A 14,292-nucleotide genomic window follows, 5' to 3' on the forward strand; every position below is an offset into this window, starting at 1 on the left:
ACAGGTTTCCCCACGCATGACCACTTTCAAGACCCCGAACCTGCCGCGCGTCGGCTTCGTTTCCCTCGGCTGTCCGAAGGCGACCGTCGACTCCGAGCACATCCTCACCCGATTGCGCGCCGAGGGCTACAGCATCTCCGGCACCTATGACGACGCCGACCTGGTGGTGGTCAACACCTGTGGCTTCATCGATGCCGCGGTCGAGGAGTCGCTCGATGCCATCGGTGAGGCGCTGGCCGAGAACGGCAAGGTCATCGTCACCGGCTGCCTTGGCGCCAAAGACGATGTCGTGCTGGCGGCGCATCCCCAGGTACTCGCGGTCACCGGGCCGCATGCTACCGAAGAGGTCATGCATGCGGTGCATAAGCACCTGCCCAAGCCTCATGACCCCTTCACAGATCTGGTGCCGCCGCAGGGCATTCGCCTGACGCCGCAGCATTACGCCTACCTCAAGATCTCCGAGGGCTGTAATCACCGCTGCACCTTCTGCATCATTCCGTCCATGCGTGGCGACCTGGTCAGCAGACCTATCCACGAGGTCATGCGCGAGGCCGAGGCGCTTGCCGATGCTGGCGTGAAGGAAATCCTCGTCATCTCCCAGGACACCTCCGCCTACGGCGTCGACGTCAAGTATCGGACCGGCTTCTGGGGTGGGCGGCCACTCAAGACCCGCCTTGTGGACCTGGCGCGTGCGCTGGGCGAGCTCGGCATCTGGATCCGCATGCACTACGTGTATCCGTACCCGAGCGTCGACGAGCTGATCCCGCTGATGGCCGAGGGCAAGATCCTGCCCTACCTCGACGTACCCTTCCAGCACGCCAGCCCGCGCATCCTGAAGGCGATGAAACGGCCCGCCAATGCCGAGAACGTGCTCGAGCGCGTGCGCAAGTGGCGCAGCATCTGTCCCGAACTCACTATTCGTTCGACCTTCATCACCGGTTTCCCCGGCGAGACCGAGGAAGATTTCGAGATGCTGCTCAACTTCCTTGAGGAGGCGCAGCTTGACCGCGTGGGGGCATTTGCCTATTCGCCGGTCGAGGGGGCCGCGGCAAACGAGCTGCCGGATGCCGTCCCGCACGAGGTACGCGAGGAGCGACGGGCGCGGCTGATGGACTTCCAGGAAGATATCTCCACGCAGCGCCTTGAGGCAAAGATCGACCGCGAGATGACCGTCCTTGTGGATGAGATCGAAGAGGATGGCGCGCTGGCGCGCTCGCCAGGTGACGCACCCGAGATCGACGGCCTGGTGATCATCCCCGATGCCGAAGGGCTGGAGCCGGGCGACTTCGTGCGAGTCCGCATCACGGATTGCGATGTCCATGACCTCTACGCCGAAAGGCTCGACTGACGGCGCGGCAAACGCGTTCGTCTCAGGAGCAGGGCCTTGACTCCTCCGGGGGCGTTCGCCCTGCCGCCGCAGCGTGATGGTGGCCACGAGCCGGTCATTGGCCTGGCGCTGGGCAGTGGTGCCGCGCGCGGGTGGGCGCATCTGGGGGTGCTGCGGGCGCTGGCAGAGGAGGGTATTGCGCCGCGTGTGATCAGCGGCTGCTCGATCGGCGCGCTCGTTGGTGCAGCTGCGGCTTCGGGCGACCTCGACAAGCTCACGCGCTGGGCCGAGACACTGAAGTGGCAGGACGTCGTGTCCCTGCTCGACGTGTCGCTGCGTGGTGGCCTGATCAAGGGCCAGAAGCTGATCAGTTTCTTCGAGCGCAATTTCATCGATCGCGACTTCTCCGAGCTCGATGCTCGCTTTGCCTGCGTGGCGACCGAGTTGGGTAGTGGCCGTGAAGTCTGGCTGCACGACGGCAGCGTGTCCGCAGCCGTGAGAGCATCGATTGCGTTGCCCGGGTTGATGACGCCGGTGATGTACCAGGGTCATCTGCTTGTAGATGGCGGGCTGGTCAACCCCGTGCCGGTGTCCTTGTGCAGGGCGATGGGTGCCGATGTGGTCATTGCGGTCGATCTGGGGTCGGATATGGTCGGGCGTGCGCTGCGCCGAACGGCTGCGGCGCCCGTGCCGATCGAGGAAACCGAGGCCGGCTGGACCGAGCGCCTGCTGGCCGGCCTGGGACTCTCGCGTGACGACATTGATGCCTTGTCGGCGGCAATCCCATTCGGTAGCGACAGTTCGCCTTCACTCGCTTCAGTGATCAGCTCCAGCATCAACATCATGCAGGTCCGGATCGCTCGTAGTCGCCTTGCAGGCGATCCTGCCGACGTGCTCATCTCGCCGCGCGTCGGCCAGCTCGGCCTGATGGACTACCATCGCGCCGATGAGGCAATTGCCGAAGGCGTCGCTGCCGTCGGCCGCGTGCGTACGGTGTTGCGCGAGCTCACCGGCAGGTCAGACTGAGGAGGCGGGCATGGCATCCCTGATCGAGCTCTTGCAAGGCATTGTGGGGGCGCCGAACGTCCTTACCGCGGCCGGTGACATGGCGCCGAGCCTTGCCGACTGGCGGGGGCGTTATCACGGCACCGCTCAGGCCGTCGTCCGGCCGGCCACCACCGCAGAACTCGCTGCCGTGGTGGCCGCCTGCGCGCACGCGGGCGTGCCGATGGTGCCTCAGGGCGGCAACACCGGCCTGTGTGGCGGTGCCACGCCGCTCGCCGACGGGCGTGCGGTGGTGATCGGCATGGGGCGAATGAACCGTGTGCGCGCGCTCGATGTCGATAACGGCACGATCTGCGTCGAGGCCGGATGCACGCTTGCAAGCGTGCAGGCCGCTGCTGCCGCCGAAGATCTGCTGTTTCCGCTGTCACTGGCCTCTGAGGGTAGCTGCCAGATCGGCGGCAACCTGTCGACCAACGCTGGCGGCGTGCAGGTGCTGCGCTACGGCAATATGCGCGAGCTGGTGCTGGGGCTCGAGGTAGTGCTGCCTGACGGACGGATCTGGGACGGACTGCGTGGCCTGCGCAAGGACAACACTGGCTACGATCTCAAGCACCTGTTCGTGGGGGCGGAAGGTACGCTAGGCATCATCACCGCAGCAGTGCTCAAGCTGTTTCCGCTGCCGCGGGCTCGTGCCACCGCCTGGGTCGGTGTGCCCGATCCGCGCGCGGCCGTGCACCTGCTGAGGCTGATGCGCGACGCCTGCGGTGAGCGCGTGAGCGCGTTTGAGATCGTCGGTCGCAGCGCGCTTGAACTCGTACTCGCTCACATTCCCAGGGCACGTGCCCCATTGGCTCGGGGCCACGACTGGGGCGTGCTGCTGGAGTTGACCGACCCACAGCTCGATTCAGGGTTGGCGACCAAACTTGAGCAGGCGTTGGCGGTGGCGATGGCTCGTGGCCTGGTACTCGACGCCGTGCTTGCGACCTCCGAGGCGCAGGCGGCTGAGTTGTGGGTCTTGCGCGAGCAGATCTCCGAGGCACAGCGTCTGGAGGGAGTCAGCATCAAGCACGACATATCGGTGCCGGTCAGTCGCATACCGGAGTTTCTTGAGCGCACGAAGGCAGTGCTCGAGGCGCGCTACGCCGGTGTTCGTATCGTCGCCTTCGGCCATATCGGCGATGGCAACCTCCATTACAATCTATCGCAACCCCTGGTCGAGGCCAACGCGGCCTTCATAGCGCGCACGGCTGAGATCAATCGCATCGTGCATGACGAGGTTGCAGCCCTTGGCGGGTCGATCTCCGCCGAGCATGGGCTTGGCCAACTCAAGCGCGATGAGATCCTGCGCTACAAGTCTGAGGTCGAGCTCGACATGATGCGGGCTGTGAAGCGCGCGCTCGACCCACTGGGTTTGATGAATCCTGGCAAGGTCCTGTCGCTGCGTGCCTGAGCGAGAAGGGCGAGATGGGGGCAGGAATTGAAATTGTGTGACAAGGGGGTTTACAAGGTGGGGGTTAGTTCCTATAATGCGCGCTCTTCGGTGACGGGGGTATAGCTCAGCTGGGAGAGCGCTTGCATGGCATGCAAGAGGTCAGCGGTTCGATCCCGCTTACCTCCACCACAAAGAAGAATTGGTAGTACGCAGTCCCCATCGTCTAGAGGCCTAGGACACCGCCCTTTCACGGCGATAACCGGGGTTCGAATCCCCGTGGGGACGCCAGACAAAGCGCCCAGCATTGAGCTGGGGGCAAAGCCGGCAAGGCCGGTGCAGGTTAGTGCGGAGTGGTAGTTCAGTCGGTTAGAATACCGGCCTGTCACGCCGGGGGTCGCGGGTTCGAGTCCCGTCCACTCCGCCAGTTTCAACAGAGCTTTGCTCTGATGTGCAGCGAAGGTGACAATTCGATGCACTTGCGGTGAGCTTGATCAGAAGCTATAATCGCCGACTTGTTGTGGGGGTATAGCTCAGCTGGGAGAGCGCTTGCATGGCATGCAAGAGGTCAGCGGTTCGATCCCGCTTACCTCCACCAAATGGTTTTTTGCAGTAGTAGGCTTGCAGTCCCCATCGTCTAGAGGCCTAGGACACCGCCCTTTCACGGCGATAACCGGGGTTCGAATCCCCGTGGGGACGCCAACATTGCAGCTTGGTCGTCATAAAGATCAATCTGCAGCTTCGTGGAAACACGAAGTCGATCAGCGCGGAGTGGTAGTTCAGTCGGTTAGAATACCGGCCTGTCACGCCGGGGGTCGCGGGTTCGAGTCCCGTCCACTCCGCCACCAAAAAGCCCCGAGTCAGGTTTCTGACTCGGGGCTTTTTCCATTGCCCCATCTGTGCCCATCTCGCCTTTGCTTTCCCGGCTGGTGCTGGTGAGCAGAATCAGCTAAAGTTCATAACATACGCTACGGTATGGAAAAAGGGCGTGCCTGTGCGTCTGTCCGTGCGTGTCTTATAACCAGTCGGGAGAGCAAGTACGATGAGTATCACCAAGGTTGGTGTCGTTGGCGCAGGGACGATGGGCAATGGTATTGCCCAAGCCTTCGCGGTTGCAGGGATGGATGTGGTGATGATGGACGTGGCCGAGGCGCAGGTTAAGCGTGGCCTCGATACCATTGGCGCCAGTCTCGATCGCCTGGTGAAGAAGGAAAAGATGAGTGCCGAGCAGAAGGCTGCGGCAATGGCGCACATCGGCACGGCGACGGCGCTTTCCGCGTTGGCTGATTGCGACCTCGTCATCGAGGCTGCGACCGAGAACGTCAATCTCAAGCTCAAGATCTTCGCAGAGCTGGATGCGCTGACCAAAACTGAGGCCATTCTCGCCAGCAACACTTCGTCGATCTCGATCACCCGCCTTGCTGCCAGCACGCAGCGGCCGGCCCAGGTCATCGGCATGCACTTCTTCAATCCGGTGCCGATGATGGCGCTGGTAGAGCTCATCAAGGGGCTGCAGACCTCCGATGCGACTTATGAAGCCGTCGAGGCGCTTGCGCGGTCGATCGGCAAGTCCCCGATAAAGGTGAAGAACAGCCCGGGTTTCGTTGTCAATCGCCTGTTGTGCCCGATGATCAACGAGGCAGTATTCGCGCTCGGCGAGGGGCTGGCGACTGCGGCAGAGATCGACGAGGCGATGAAGCTGGGCTGCAACCATCCGATCGGACCGCTCGCCCTGTGTGATCTCATCGGTCTCGATGTGGAACTGGCTGTGATGCAGGTGCTGTACGAGGGCACCAAGGATCCGAAGTATCGCCCGGCGCCGTTGTTGGTCGAGATGCTCGAGGCGGGCTATCTCGGGCGCAAGAGTGGAAAGGGCTTCTTCGACTACCCCGCGAAGTGATGCGCTCGGCGCTCCGGGGCGCAAGCCCTGGAGGAGCCGGCGGCGCCCAAATGCAAACGCCACCGTGAGGTGGCGTTTGTGTTGATGCAGAGGGCAAGTGAATCAGCCTCGGCCTGAGCGCATTGCGTCGAAGAACTCGGCGTTGCCCTTGGTGGCCTTGATCTTGTCGAGCAGGAATTCCATCGCGTCGATGTCATCCATGCCGTACAGGAGCTTGCGCAGGATCCAAACCTTCTGCAGCACGTCGGCCTTGAGCAGAAGCTCCTCGCGACGGGTGCCGGAACGGTTGACGTTGATCGCTGGATAGACCCGCTTCTCCGCCATGCGGCGGTCGAGGTGGAGCTCCATGTTGCCGGTGCCCTTGAACTCCTCGTAGATCACGTCGTCCATGCGGCTGCCGGTGTCGACCAGCGTGGTGGCGATGATGGTGAGCGAGCCGCCTTCCTCGATGTTGCGCGCGGCGCCGAAGAAGCGTTTGGGCTTCTGCAGTGCGTTGGCGTCCACGCCGCCGGTCAGTACCTTGCCCGAGGCCGGTTGCACCGTGTTGTACGCGCGTGCGAGGCGGGTGAGCGAGTCGAGCAGGATCACCACGTCGTACTTGTGCTCGGTCAGGCGCTTGGCCTTCTCGATCACCATCTCGGCGACCTGGACGTGACGGGTGGCGGGCTCGTCGAAGGTGGAGGCTACGACCTCGCCCTTCACCGAGCGCAGCATCTCGGTCACTTCCTCCGGGCGCTCGTCGATCAGCAGCACGATCAGCTTTACGTCCGGGTGGTTGGCCGTGATCGCATGCGCGATGTGCTGCAGCATCACCGTCTTGCCGCTCTTGGGTGGGGCCACGAGCAGGCCGCGCTGGCCCTTGCCGATCGGCGCGATCATGTCGATCACCCGGCTGGTGATGTTCTCCTCGCCACGGACCTCACGCTCGAGCTTCAGGCACTCCTGCGGGTGCAGGGGCGTGAGATTCTCGAACAGGATCTTGCTCTTGCACTCTTCCGGCGGGCGGCCGTTGATCTTGTCGAGCTTGGTGAGCGCGAAATAGCGCTCGCCGTCCTTGGGCGTGCGGATCTCACCCTCGATCGTGTCGCCGGTGCGCAGGTTGAAGCGCCGGATCTGCGATGGCGACACATAGATGTCGTCGGTCGCAGCGAGATACGAGGTGTCCGGGGAGCGCAGGAAGCCGAAGCCGTCAGGCAGCACTTCGAGTGCGCCATCGCCACAGATCGGTTCGCCCCTGCGGGCACGGTTGCGCAGCAGCGCGAATACGAGTTCCTGCTTGCGCAGTCTGTTCGCGCCCTCGACACCGGCGTCCGTTGCCATCTGCAGCAGTTCGCTGACATGCAGGGCCTTGAGTTCGGACAGGTGCAGAGCAGGCACGTCGGGATCGCGGGGCGTGGAGTTGCCTTCCTCGCCACCGTTGTCGACGTCGAACAGATCGTTGTCGTTCTGCTGATTCTGGGGGGGATTACCGTCTCGGTTACGCGAGCCACGGCGACGGGCACGCGAGGAGCCGCGAGAGCGGGCCGGAGCCTGGTCCGGCTTAGATGTTGCTGTCAATGAAGGCGGTCAGTTGAGATTTGGAAAGGGCGCCCACTTTGGTCGCCTCGACGTTGCCGCCCTTGAACAGCATCAGCGTCGGGATGCCCCGGATGCCGTACTTGGCCGGCGTTTCCTGGTTCTCGTCGATGTTGAGCTTGGCGATCTTGAGCTTGCCGGCGTAGTCCTTGGCGACGTCGTCGAGGATGGGCGCGATCATCTTGCAGGGGCCGCACCATTCGGCCCAGTAATCGACCAGCACCGGGGTCTGGGACTGCAGCACTTCGGACTCGAAGTTGCCGTCAGTCACATAGTGGATATGCTCGCTCATGATTCCTCACTTAAGGGCTAGCGGGTGTTGACGAAAGCCGATGACTTCGTTGTGTTGTGATGCTTGTATGGGGCTTGCTGCTGGACGCCGCGCTCGACGATTGCCTCCCGAGCCGTTGTGCGGTAGGGGTGGGCTGGACTACGGGGCGCGGTTGGCGGAAGGGGAAGCCTTCCGGAAAGGAAGCTTGGCGAAACTTATGCGAAGGTTCGGCGGCCGTCAAGCGTGATTGATGGCTGACCAATAAACTGAGCGCCGAGGCGTGGCAAAAAAACAATGGGCTGGACTATATTCACGTCCTGCGCCTCGTCGATGGGTGGTCTGGGCGCCTGACAAACGGAGATCCTGCGATGACCTACGTCGTCACCGAAAGCTGCATTCGCTGTAAATATACCGACTGTGTGGACGTGTGTCCGGTCGATTGCTTCCGCGAGGGGCCCAACTTCCTCGTCATTGATCCCGAGGAGTGCATCGACTGTACGCTCTGCGTGGCCGAGTGCCCGGTGGAAGCGATCTATGCAGAGGACGATGTGCCTGCGGATCAGCAGCACTTCATTGCGCTGAATGCGGAGCTGTCCAGGCAGTGGAAGCCGATCGTCGAGCGCAAGGATCCCTTGCCCGATGCTGAGGACTGGGCGAAGGTCAAGGGTAAGCTCGACGAGCTTGTGCGCTGATTGCACCCATCGGCGTGCATGGCGGCTATGCGCTGCCGCATCGATGCACTAATATGGCGCAGACTTGACACTGAAACCGACGAGGTTCGGAGAACGACATGCTGGTGAGCGAGATCCTGGCGATCAAGGGCAAGGTGCTTTTCACCATTTCCCCGAAGAAGAGCATTGCAGAAGCCGTAGAGATCATGAACGAGCAGGACGTGGGCTCGCTCGTCGTGTTCTCGCGTGGCGAAATGGTGGGCATGCTGACCTTCCGTCAGGTCCTCCAGGCCGTGCAGAAGGGCGGCGCTGACTGGCAGGCTCTGTGCGTCGAGGACGTGATGTTGAGAGATCCGCTCGCTGCTTCGCCAAACATGGAGATGGACGAGCTCAGGCGCCTCATGGTCGAGCATCACCAGCGTTATCTGCCGGTCATGGAAGATCATACGCTGCTGGGTGTCGTCAGTTTTCATGATGTGGCCAAGGCGGTGCTCGAAGAGCAGAGCTTCGAGAACCGAATGCTCAAGAACTACATCAGGAATTGGCCTGAGGCCGAACAGGAGGAGCGCTGAACAGACGCTGGAGTAGCGACTCCGGCTTGTGGCGACCGTGTCGCCACGCCTCCGTGACGAATCTGTTTTCGTCCGATTGACGCCCAACCCAAAATAATCGGGCGCGATCAAGTTGGAATTGCGGGGCTGCCCTCACGGGTTGACCCGACGCCTCGGGAGGGCGGGGCCGAACGGCAATCATGCGGTTCGGCAGTTTCCAGCAACAGGAGGAGGTAGCGTGGAAAAAATCTGGCTGAAGAGCTATCCCGCGGGCGTACCGGCCGAAATTGACGTCGACCAGTTCCGCTCGCTCGGTGATCTGTTCGAGAAGAGCGTCGCGCAGTTTTCGCAGCGTGATGCCTTCTACTGCATGGGGAAGACGATCACCTATGCCGAACTCGACGCCCTGAGTGCGCGCTTCGGCGCTTTTCTTCAGGGGGAGTTGGGGCTCGCAAAGGGGGCTCGTGTCGCCCTGATGATGCCGAATGTGCTGCAGTACCCGGTAGCGCTCTATGGTGCGCTGAGAGCCGGCTACACAGTCGTCAATGTCAATCCTCTTTATACGGCGCGCGAGCTCGAGCACCAGCTCAAGGATGCGGGCGTCGAGGCGATCGTGATCCTCGAGAACTTTGCCCATACGCTGCAAAGCGTCATCGGCAAGCTCTCCCTCGGTCATGTGGTCGTCACCAGTCTTGGCGAGCTGCTCGGCTTCCCGAAAGGGGCGATCGTCGACTTCGTCGTGCGCCGGATACGCAAGATGGTGCCTGCGTGGTCCTTGCCCGGCAGCGTACGCTTCTCGGACGCGTTGCAGCGCGGTGCCCGCCATGCCTTGAAGCCGGTCGATGTGGGACATGAAGACATTGCCTTCTTGCAGTACACCGGCGGTACGACCGGCATGGCCAAGGGGGCGGTGCTGACGCATCGCAACATCATTGCCAACATGCAGCAGGCGCATGCGTGGATCAGGCCGGTGGTGCGCGAGGGCCAGGAGATCATCATCACCGCGCTGCCGCTATATCACATCTTCTCGCTTACCGCGAACTGCCTGACCTTTTTCAAGGTGGGCGCGACGAACATCCTGATCACCAATCCACGTGACATTCCGGGCTTCGTCAAGGAGCTTGCGAAGCATCGCTTCACGGCGATCACCGGCGTGAACACCTTGTTCAATGCCTTGCTGAACAACCCCGATTTTGCCAAGCTCGATTTCTCTTCGCTTCATGTGTCCCTGGGCGGAGGAATGGCGGTGCAGCAAGCGGTTGCCGAGCGCTGGAAGAAGGTGACCGGCGTGGCTTTGGTCGAGGCGTATGGGCTGACCGAGACGTCTCCGGCGGTTACTCTCAATCCGCTTGATCTCAAGGAGTTCAACCACGCGATCGGCTTGCCGATCTCGTCGACCGACATCAGTATCCGTGATGACGATGGGGTCGAGCAGCCAGTCGGGCAGCGTGGAGAGCTTTGCGTGCGTGGGCCTCAGGTCATGCGAGGTTACTGGAATCGCCCTGAAGAGACGGCGAGAGTATTCACGTCTGACGGCTATCTGCGCACGGGTGACATTGCGGTCATCGATGCAGCGGGTTTCATCACGCTGGTCGACCGCAAGAAGGACATGATCCTGGTCTCGGGCTTCAATGTGTATCCGAACGAGGTCGAGGATGTCGTTGCCAGTCATCCGGGCGTGCTCGAGGTGGCCGCTGTTGGTGTTCCCGACGAGCGCAGCGGCGAAGCAGTGAAGGTGTTCGTGGTGCGCAAGGACCCCGCGCTCACCGCCGAGGCGCTGATTGCGCATTGTCGCAAGGAGTTGACCGGCTACAAGGTGCCGCACCATGTCGAGTTCCGCGACGAACTGCCCAAGAGCAACGTGGGCAAGATCTTGCGCCGGGAGCTGCGTGGGGCTGCCTGATGGTTGCGCGCGCGTCGGGGCTGGTTGGGCTGGTTGGGCCGGCTTGATCAGTCCTCCCGCCAGGGCGCAGCGGGCTGCCAATCGAAAAAGTCTCTTGTGCAATGCGGCGATTAGTCATTAGAATCGGCCGCAGTCTGCAAAGAGACGTTCCGAGTTCAAGTCGATAATCCGTAATGACCCTGTCCGCCCGTTTCCTCGCTGTCGTCGTAGTACGCGTAGTAAGCGTAGGACAACGCGCGTCGTAACGGGACAGAACACTCCAGCAGCAAGATTCCAAACCCCCGTCGGCGCGCAAGGCCGGCGGGGGTTTTGTTTTTTTGGCTCGTCGGTCTGGCTGTCGAATCCGCAACGAAGGAGAGCAACATGATTCAACTTACCGGCGCGCAACTTATCGTGCGTCTTCTCGAGCGTCAGGGCGTGCGTACCGTCGCTGGCGTGCCAGGCGGCGCGATCCTGCCGTTCTACGACGCCTTGTCGTCCAGTGAGCTGATCCGTCACGTGCTTGCCCGCCACGAGCAGGGTGCGGGCTTCATGGCCCAGGGCATGGCACGCGTGAGCGGCGTGCCCCAGGTGTGCATCGCCTCCAGTGGCCCGGGTGCGACCAATCTGGTCACCGCCATCGCCGACGCTTGCCTGGACTCCATCCCGATGGTGGTCATCACCGGCCAGGTGCCGCAGGCCATGATCGGCACGGATGCGTTCCAGGAAGTGGATATCTATGGCATCACGGTGCCGATCACCAAGCACAACTTCCTTGTGCGTTCGGCACAAGAGTTGCTGGAGGTCGTCCCTGATGCCTTCCGCATTGCCATGTCCGGCCGTCCCGGTCCGGTGCTGATTGATGTGCCCAAGGACGTGCAGAACCAGCTCATCAGCATCGAGGAGCTGCCTCCGCCAGCGGTGCCCGACCCCACGCCCGCGCTCGACCTCGCTGCCATCGAAGAGGCAGCGCGCATGATCAACGGTGCGCAGCGGCCGGTGCTCTATCTCGGTGGCGGCGTGGTGCACTCGGGTGCGGCGCCGCTTGCGGTCCAGCTGGCCGAGCGCGCCGGGCTGCCGACCACGATGACCTTGATGGCTCTTGGCGCAATGCCGATGGATCACCACCTGTCGATCGGCATGCTCGGCATGCATGGCGCGCGCTACACCAATTTCGTGCTCGAGGAAGCCGATGTGCTGATCTGCGTCGGCGCCCGTTTCGACGATCGCGCGATTGGCAAGGCGGCGCAGTTCTGCCCGAGGGCCAGCATCGTTCATATCGATGTCGACCGCTCCGAGCTGCACAAGATCAAGAATGCCCATGTCGCCATCCATGCCGATGTGAATGTCGCCCTGGCGGCGCTTCTGCCGCGCATCGATCCGATCATCCGGGAGGCCTGGCTGTCGAAGGTCGCGGACCTGAAGACGCGCTTCCCGATGCAACTCCCCGGCATCGAGGATCCGCGCAGCCACTACGGGCTTATCCAGGCCGTGGCCGATGCGCTCGATGACGAGGCGGTGATCGCCACCGACGTCGGCCAGCACCAGATGTGGGTTGCGCAGGCCTATCCCTTCCGTCGTCCGCGCCAGTGGCTCACCTCTGGTGGCCTGGGCACGATGGGCTTCGGCATGCCGACGGCGATCGGTGCGGCGCTTGCCGAGCCGGAGCGCACCGTGGTGTGCTTCTCGGGCGATGGCAGCTTCAAGATGAACATCCAGGAGCTCGCGACGCTGGCCGAGGAAGGCCTGAACGTCAAGATCGTGCTCATGAACAACAATGCGCTCGGCCTGGTGTACCAGCAGCAGACGCTGTTCTACGGCAAGCGCCTGTTCGCCTCGAAGTACCGCACCGAGCCCGATTTCGTGAAGATCGCTGAAGGCTTCGGCGTGCCTGCGGTGGATCTGGACAAGGCCGAAGATCCGCGTATGGCGCTTGCCGAAGCCCTGCGTGCTCCGGGTCCGTGCCTGATCCATGCGACGATTGACCGCGAACAATTTGTCTATCCCATGGTGCCGCCCGGTGCGGCCAACACCGAGATGATCGGAGGCTGATGATGATCGAACAGGTTGCCGACCCGCTGCCGCAGACGAGCTGCGCCAAGGTCGTTCTCGAAATTGATGTGAACAACCACCCCGGGGTGATGAGCCACATCTGCAATTTATTTGCGCGCAGGGCGTTCAACGTCGAGGGCATCCTGTGCATGCCGGTATCGGACGGCAAGCGCTCGCGTATCTGGCTGCTGGTGTTCGACGACCAGCGCCTGGAGCAGATGGTGCGCCAGGTCGAGAAGCTCGAAGACGTGCTGGCGGTACGCCGGCACGGCGCCGAGCACGAGGTCTTCGAGCGTCTGGAGAGCTTCTTCCACTGATCGCCCGAGCGCCGGTGCGTGGCACCGCTGCGGTCATCGGCCCGGCGGCGCAGAGGGGATGGGCTTGCGTGCTAGACTCACGCCCCATCCCCTTTTCCATGATGCAACCAGTCGCGCTGCAGCCGTGGCCTCTGCGGTCAGGTGCGGCGCTTACGAGAGGCGAATCCTTCCATGTCCGGCAACACCTTCGGCACGCTCTTCACCGTCACGTCCTTTGGCGAATCGCATGGCCCGGCCATCGGCTGCGTGGTTGACGGGTGTCCGCCGGGGCTCGCGCTCAGCGAGGCCGATATCCAGGCCGAACTCGATCGCCGCAAGCCGGGTACTTCGCGCCACGTTACCCAGCGCCGCGAGCCCGACACCGTGGAGATCCTGTCGGGTGTGTTCGAGGGCGTGACCACCGGCACGCCGATCGCGTTACTCATCCGCAACCAGGACCAGCGCAGCAAGGACTACGGCAACATCGCCGATACCTTCCGCCCCGGGCATGCGGACTATGCCTATCTGCAGAAATACGGCCTGCGCGATCACCGCGGCGGCGGACGTTCGTCGGCGCGTGAGACTGCGGTGCGCGTCGCGGCGGGCGCGATCGCGCGCAAGTGGCTGCAGGAACGCTACGGTATCGTCATCCGTGCCTGCATGACCGCGCTCGGGCCTATCGAGATTCCCTTCGTGTCCTGGGACGAGGTCGATGGCAATCCCTTCTTCGCTCCCAATGCCGCCATCGTGCCGCAACTCGAGGCCTACATGGACGAGCTGCGCAAGTCGGGCGATTCAATTGGTGCGCGCATCGATGTGGTCGCCAGCGGCGTGCCCGTGGGGTGGGGCGAGCCGGTCTACGGCCGCCTGGACGCCGACATCGCCTATGCGATGATGGGCATCAATGCCGTCAAGGGCGTCGAGATTGGTGCTGGCTTTGCCTCAGTCGCCCAGCGTGGCACCGAGCACGGTGACGAGATGACGCCCGAGGGCTTCCTGTCCAACCACGCCGGCGGCGTGCTGGGGGGCATCTCCACCGGCCAGGACGTCATCGCCAGCATCGCGATCAAGCCGACCTCGAGCATCCGCCTCGACCGCCGCTCCATCGACCGCGCCGGCAACCCGGTCATCGTCAATACGCACGGGCGCCACGATCCCTGTGTCGGTATCCGCGCCACGCCGATCGCCGAGTCGATGCTCGCGCTGGTTCTGATCGACCACGCGCTGCGCCACCGCGCGCAGTGCGGCGACGTCAGTACCGACACGCCGCGGATTGCCGCACTCGCGCCCCAGGGGCACCAGCGCCTGCCTTCGCCGCGCTGACGCGCGGCTG

Annotated in this window: 12 protein-coding genes and 6 tRNA genes; 16 read left to right on the forward strand and 2 right to left on the reverse strand. The window is 63.0% G+C overall.

Translation table 11 applies throughout. The annotated features are described in order from the left end of the window. Positions 1-16 precede the first annotated feature (16 nt). From rimO to LQF09_RS07550, 10 genes are all read left to right on the forward strand, one after another. Positions 17-1,348, forward strand: coding sequence for a 30S ribosomal protein S12 methylthiotransferase RimO (gene rimO / locus LQF09_RS07505; protein WP_002923760.1), 1,332 nt, complete (start codon positions 17-19; stop codon positions 1,346-1,348). 36 nt (positions 1,349-1,384) lie between these two features. Continuing rightward, positions 1,385-2,353 (forward strand): patatin-like phospholipase RssA, encoded by a 969-nt coding sequence (gene rssA, locus LQF09_RS07510; RefSeq protein ID WP_002923761.1) that lies wholly within the window; start codon positions 1,385-1,387, stop codon positions 2,351-2,353. Positions 2,354-2,363: 10 nt separating this feature from the next. Further along, on the forward strand, positions 2,364-3,782 hold the full coding sequence (locus LQF09_RS07515) for an FAD-binding oxidoreductase (protein ID WP_002923763.1): 1,419 nt from the start codon (positions 2,364-2,366) through the stop codon (positions 3,780-3,782). A 95-nt stretch (positions 3,783-3,877) separates the two neighbouring features. Further along, a tRNA-Ala gene (locus LQF09_RS07520) sits at positions 3,878-3,953 on the forward strand. Between the two features lie 23 nt (positions 3,954-3,976). Further along, positions 3,977-4,052: transfer RNA gene (locus LQF09_RS07525), tRNA-Glu, on the forward strand. A gap of 59 nt (positions 4,053-4,111) precedes the next feature. Further along, positions 4,112-4,188: transfer RNA gene (locus LQF09_RS07530), tRNA-Asp, on the forward strand. 95 nt (positions 4,189-4,283) lie between these two features. Further along, positions 4,284-4,359: transfer RNA gene (locus LQF09_RS07535), tRNA-Ala, on the forward strand. 28 nt (positions 4,360-4,387) lie between these two features. After that, a tRNA-Glu gene (locus LQF09_RS07540) sits at positions 4,388-4,463 on the forward strand. A gap of 66 nt (positions 4,464-4,529) precedes the next feature. Next, positions 4,530-4,606, forward strand: a tRNA-Asp gene (locus LQF09_RS07545). Positions 4,607-4,803: 197 nt separating this feature from the next. Next, entirely contained in the window at positions 4,804-5,661 is an 858-nt protein-coding gene (locus tag LQF09_RS07550) for a 3-hydroxybutyryl-CoA dehydrogenase (RefSeq protein WP_270069591.1), read from the forward strand. Positions 5,662-5,763: 102 nt separating this feature from the next. On the opposite strand, the gene rho is transcribed toward LQF09_RS07550, so the two are convergent. Together rho and trxA are read right to left on the reverse strand one after the other, a co-directional pair. Next, positions 5,764-7,029, reverse strand: a complete 1,266-nt coding sequence (rho, locus tag LQF09_RS07555) for a transcription termination factor Rho (RefSeq protein WP_157354431.1) — start codon at positions 7,027-7,029, stop codon at positions 5,764-5,766. Between the two features lie 172 nt (positions 7,030-7,201). Further along, on the reverse strand, positions 7,202-7,528 hold the full coding sequence (gene trxA, locus LQF09_RS07560) for a thioredoxin TrxA (protein ID WP_002923767.1): 327 nt from the start codon (positions 7,526-7,528) through the stop codon (positions 7,202-7,204). A 347-nt stretch (positions 7,529-7,875) separates the two neighbouring features. On the opposite strand from trxA, the gene fdxA reads away from it, so the two are divergent. The 6 genes from fdxA to aroC all read left to right on the forward strand — a co-directional run bounded on the left by fdxA (position 7,876) and on the right by aroC (position 14,282). Beyond that, positions 7,876-8,199, forward strand: coding sequence for a ferredoxin FdxA (gene fdxA, locus LQF09_RS07565; protein WP_002923768.1), 324 nt, complete (start codon positions 7,876-7,878; stop codon positions 8,197-8,199). A 98-nt stretch (positions 8,200-8,297) separates the two neighbouring features. Continuing rightward, entirely contained in the window at positions 8,298-8,750 is a 453-nt protein-coding gene (locus LQF09_RS07570; protein WP_002923770.1) for a CBS domain-containing protein, read from the forward strand. A 217-nt stretch (positions 8,751-8,967) separates the two neighbouring features. Continuing rightward, positions 8,968-10,632: a long-chain-fatty-acid--CoA ligase gene (locus LQF09_RS07575; RefSeq protein WP_270069592.1), complete on the forward strand. Its 1,665-nt coding sequence runs from the start codon at positions 8,968-8,970 to the stop codon at positions 10,630-10,632. A gap of 363 nt (positions 10,633-10,995) precedes the next feature. Continuing rightward, a complete protein-coding gene (ilvB, locus tag LQF09_RS07580) occupies positions 10,996-12,663 on the forward strand; it encodes an acetolactate synthase large subunit (RefSeq protein WP_002935767.1) in 1,668 nt (555 codons plus the stop codon). Further along, positions 12,663-12,980: an acetolactate synthase small subunit gene (ilvN, locus tag LQF09_RS07585; protein WP_002923773.1), complete on the forward strand. Its 318-nt coding sequence runs from the start codon at positions 12,663-12,665 to the stop codon at positions 12,978-12,980. The genes ilvB and ilvN overlap by 1 nt, the downstream gene beginning before the upstream one ends. Before the next feature lie 171 nt (positions 12,981-13,151). Then, complete coding sequence (aroC, locus tag LQF09_RS07590) at positions 13,152-14,282, forward strand: chorismate synthase (protein ID WP_002923774.1); 1,131 nt, start codon at positions 13,152-13,154, stop codon at positions 14,280-14,282. The last annotated feature ends 10 nt before the right edge of the window (positions 14,283-14,292 follow it).

This window comes from Thauera sp. WB-2 (assembly GCF_027594845.1).
GTDB classification, from domain to species: Bacteria; Pseudomonadota; Gammaproteobacteria; order Burkholderiales; family Rhodocyclaceae; genus Thauera; species Thauera mechernichensis.

Excerpts from the sequence above, each read along its gene's own strand:
- LQF09_RS07570 (WP_002923770.1), top strand. The coding sequence starts at position 8,298 with ATGCTGGTGAGCGAGATCCTGGCGATCAAGGGCAAGGTGCTTTTCACC.
- LQF09_RS07550 (WP_270069591.1), top strand. The coding sequence starts at position 4,804 with ATGAGTATCACCAAGGTTGGTGTCGTTGGCGCAGGGACGATGGGCAAT.
- aroC (WP_002923774.1), top strand. The coding sequence starts at position 13,152 with ATGTCCGGCAACACCTTCGGCACGCTCTTCACCGTCACGTCCTTTGGC.
- ilvB (WP_002935767.1), top strand. The coding sequence starts at position 10,996 with ATGATTCAACTTACCGGCGCGCAACTTATCGTGCGTCTTCTCGAGCGT.
- ilvN (WP_002923773.1), top strand. The coding sequence starts at position 12,663 with ATGATGATCGAACAGGTTGCCGACCCGCTGCCGCAGACGAGCTGCGCC.
- LQF09_RS07515 (WP_002923763.1), top strand. The coding sequence starts at position 2,364 with ATGGCATCCCTGATCGAGCTCTTGCAAGGCATTGTGGGGGCGCCGAAC.
- trxA (WP_002923767.1), bottom strand. The coding sequence starts at position 7,528 with ATGAGCGAGCATATCCACTATGTGACTGACGGCAACTTCGAGTCCGAA.
- fdxA (WP_002923768.1), top strand. The coding sequence starts at position 7,876 with ATGACCTACGTCGTCACCGAAAGCTGCATTCGCTGTAAATATACCGAC.
- rimO (WP_002923760.1), top strand. The coding sequence starts at position 17 with ATGACCACTTTCAAGACCCCGAACCTGCCGCGCGTCGGCTTCGTTTCC.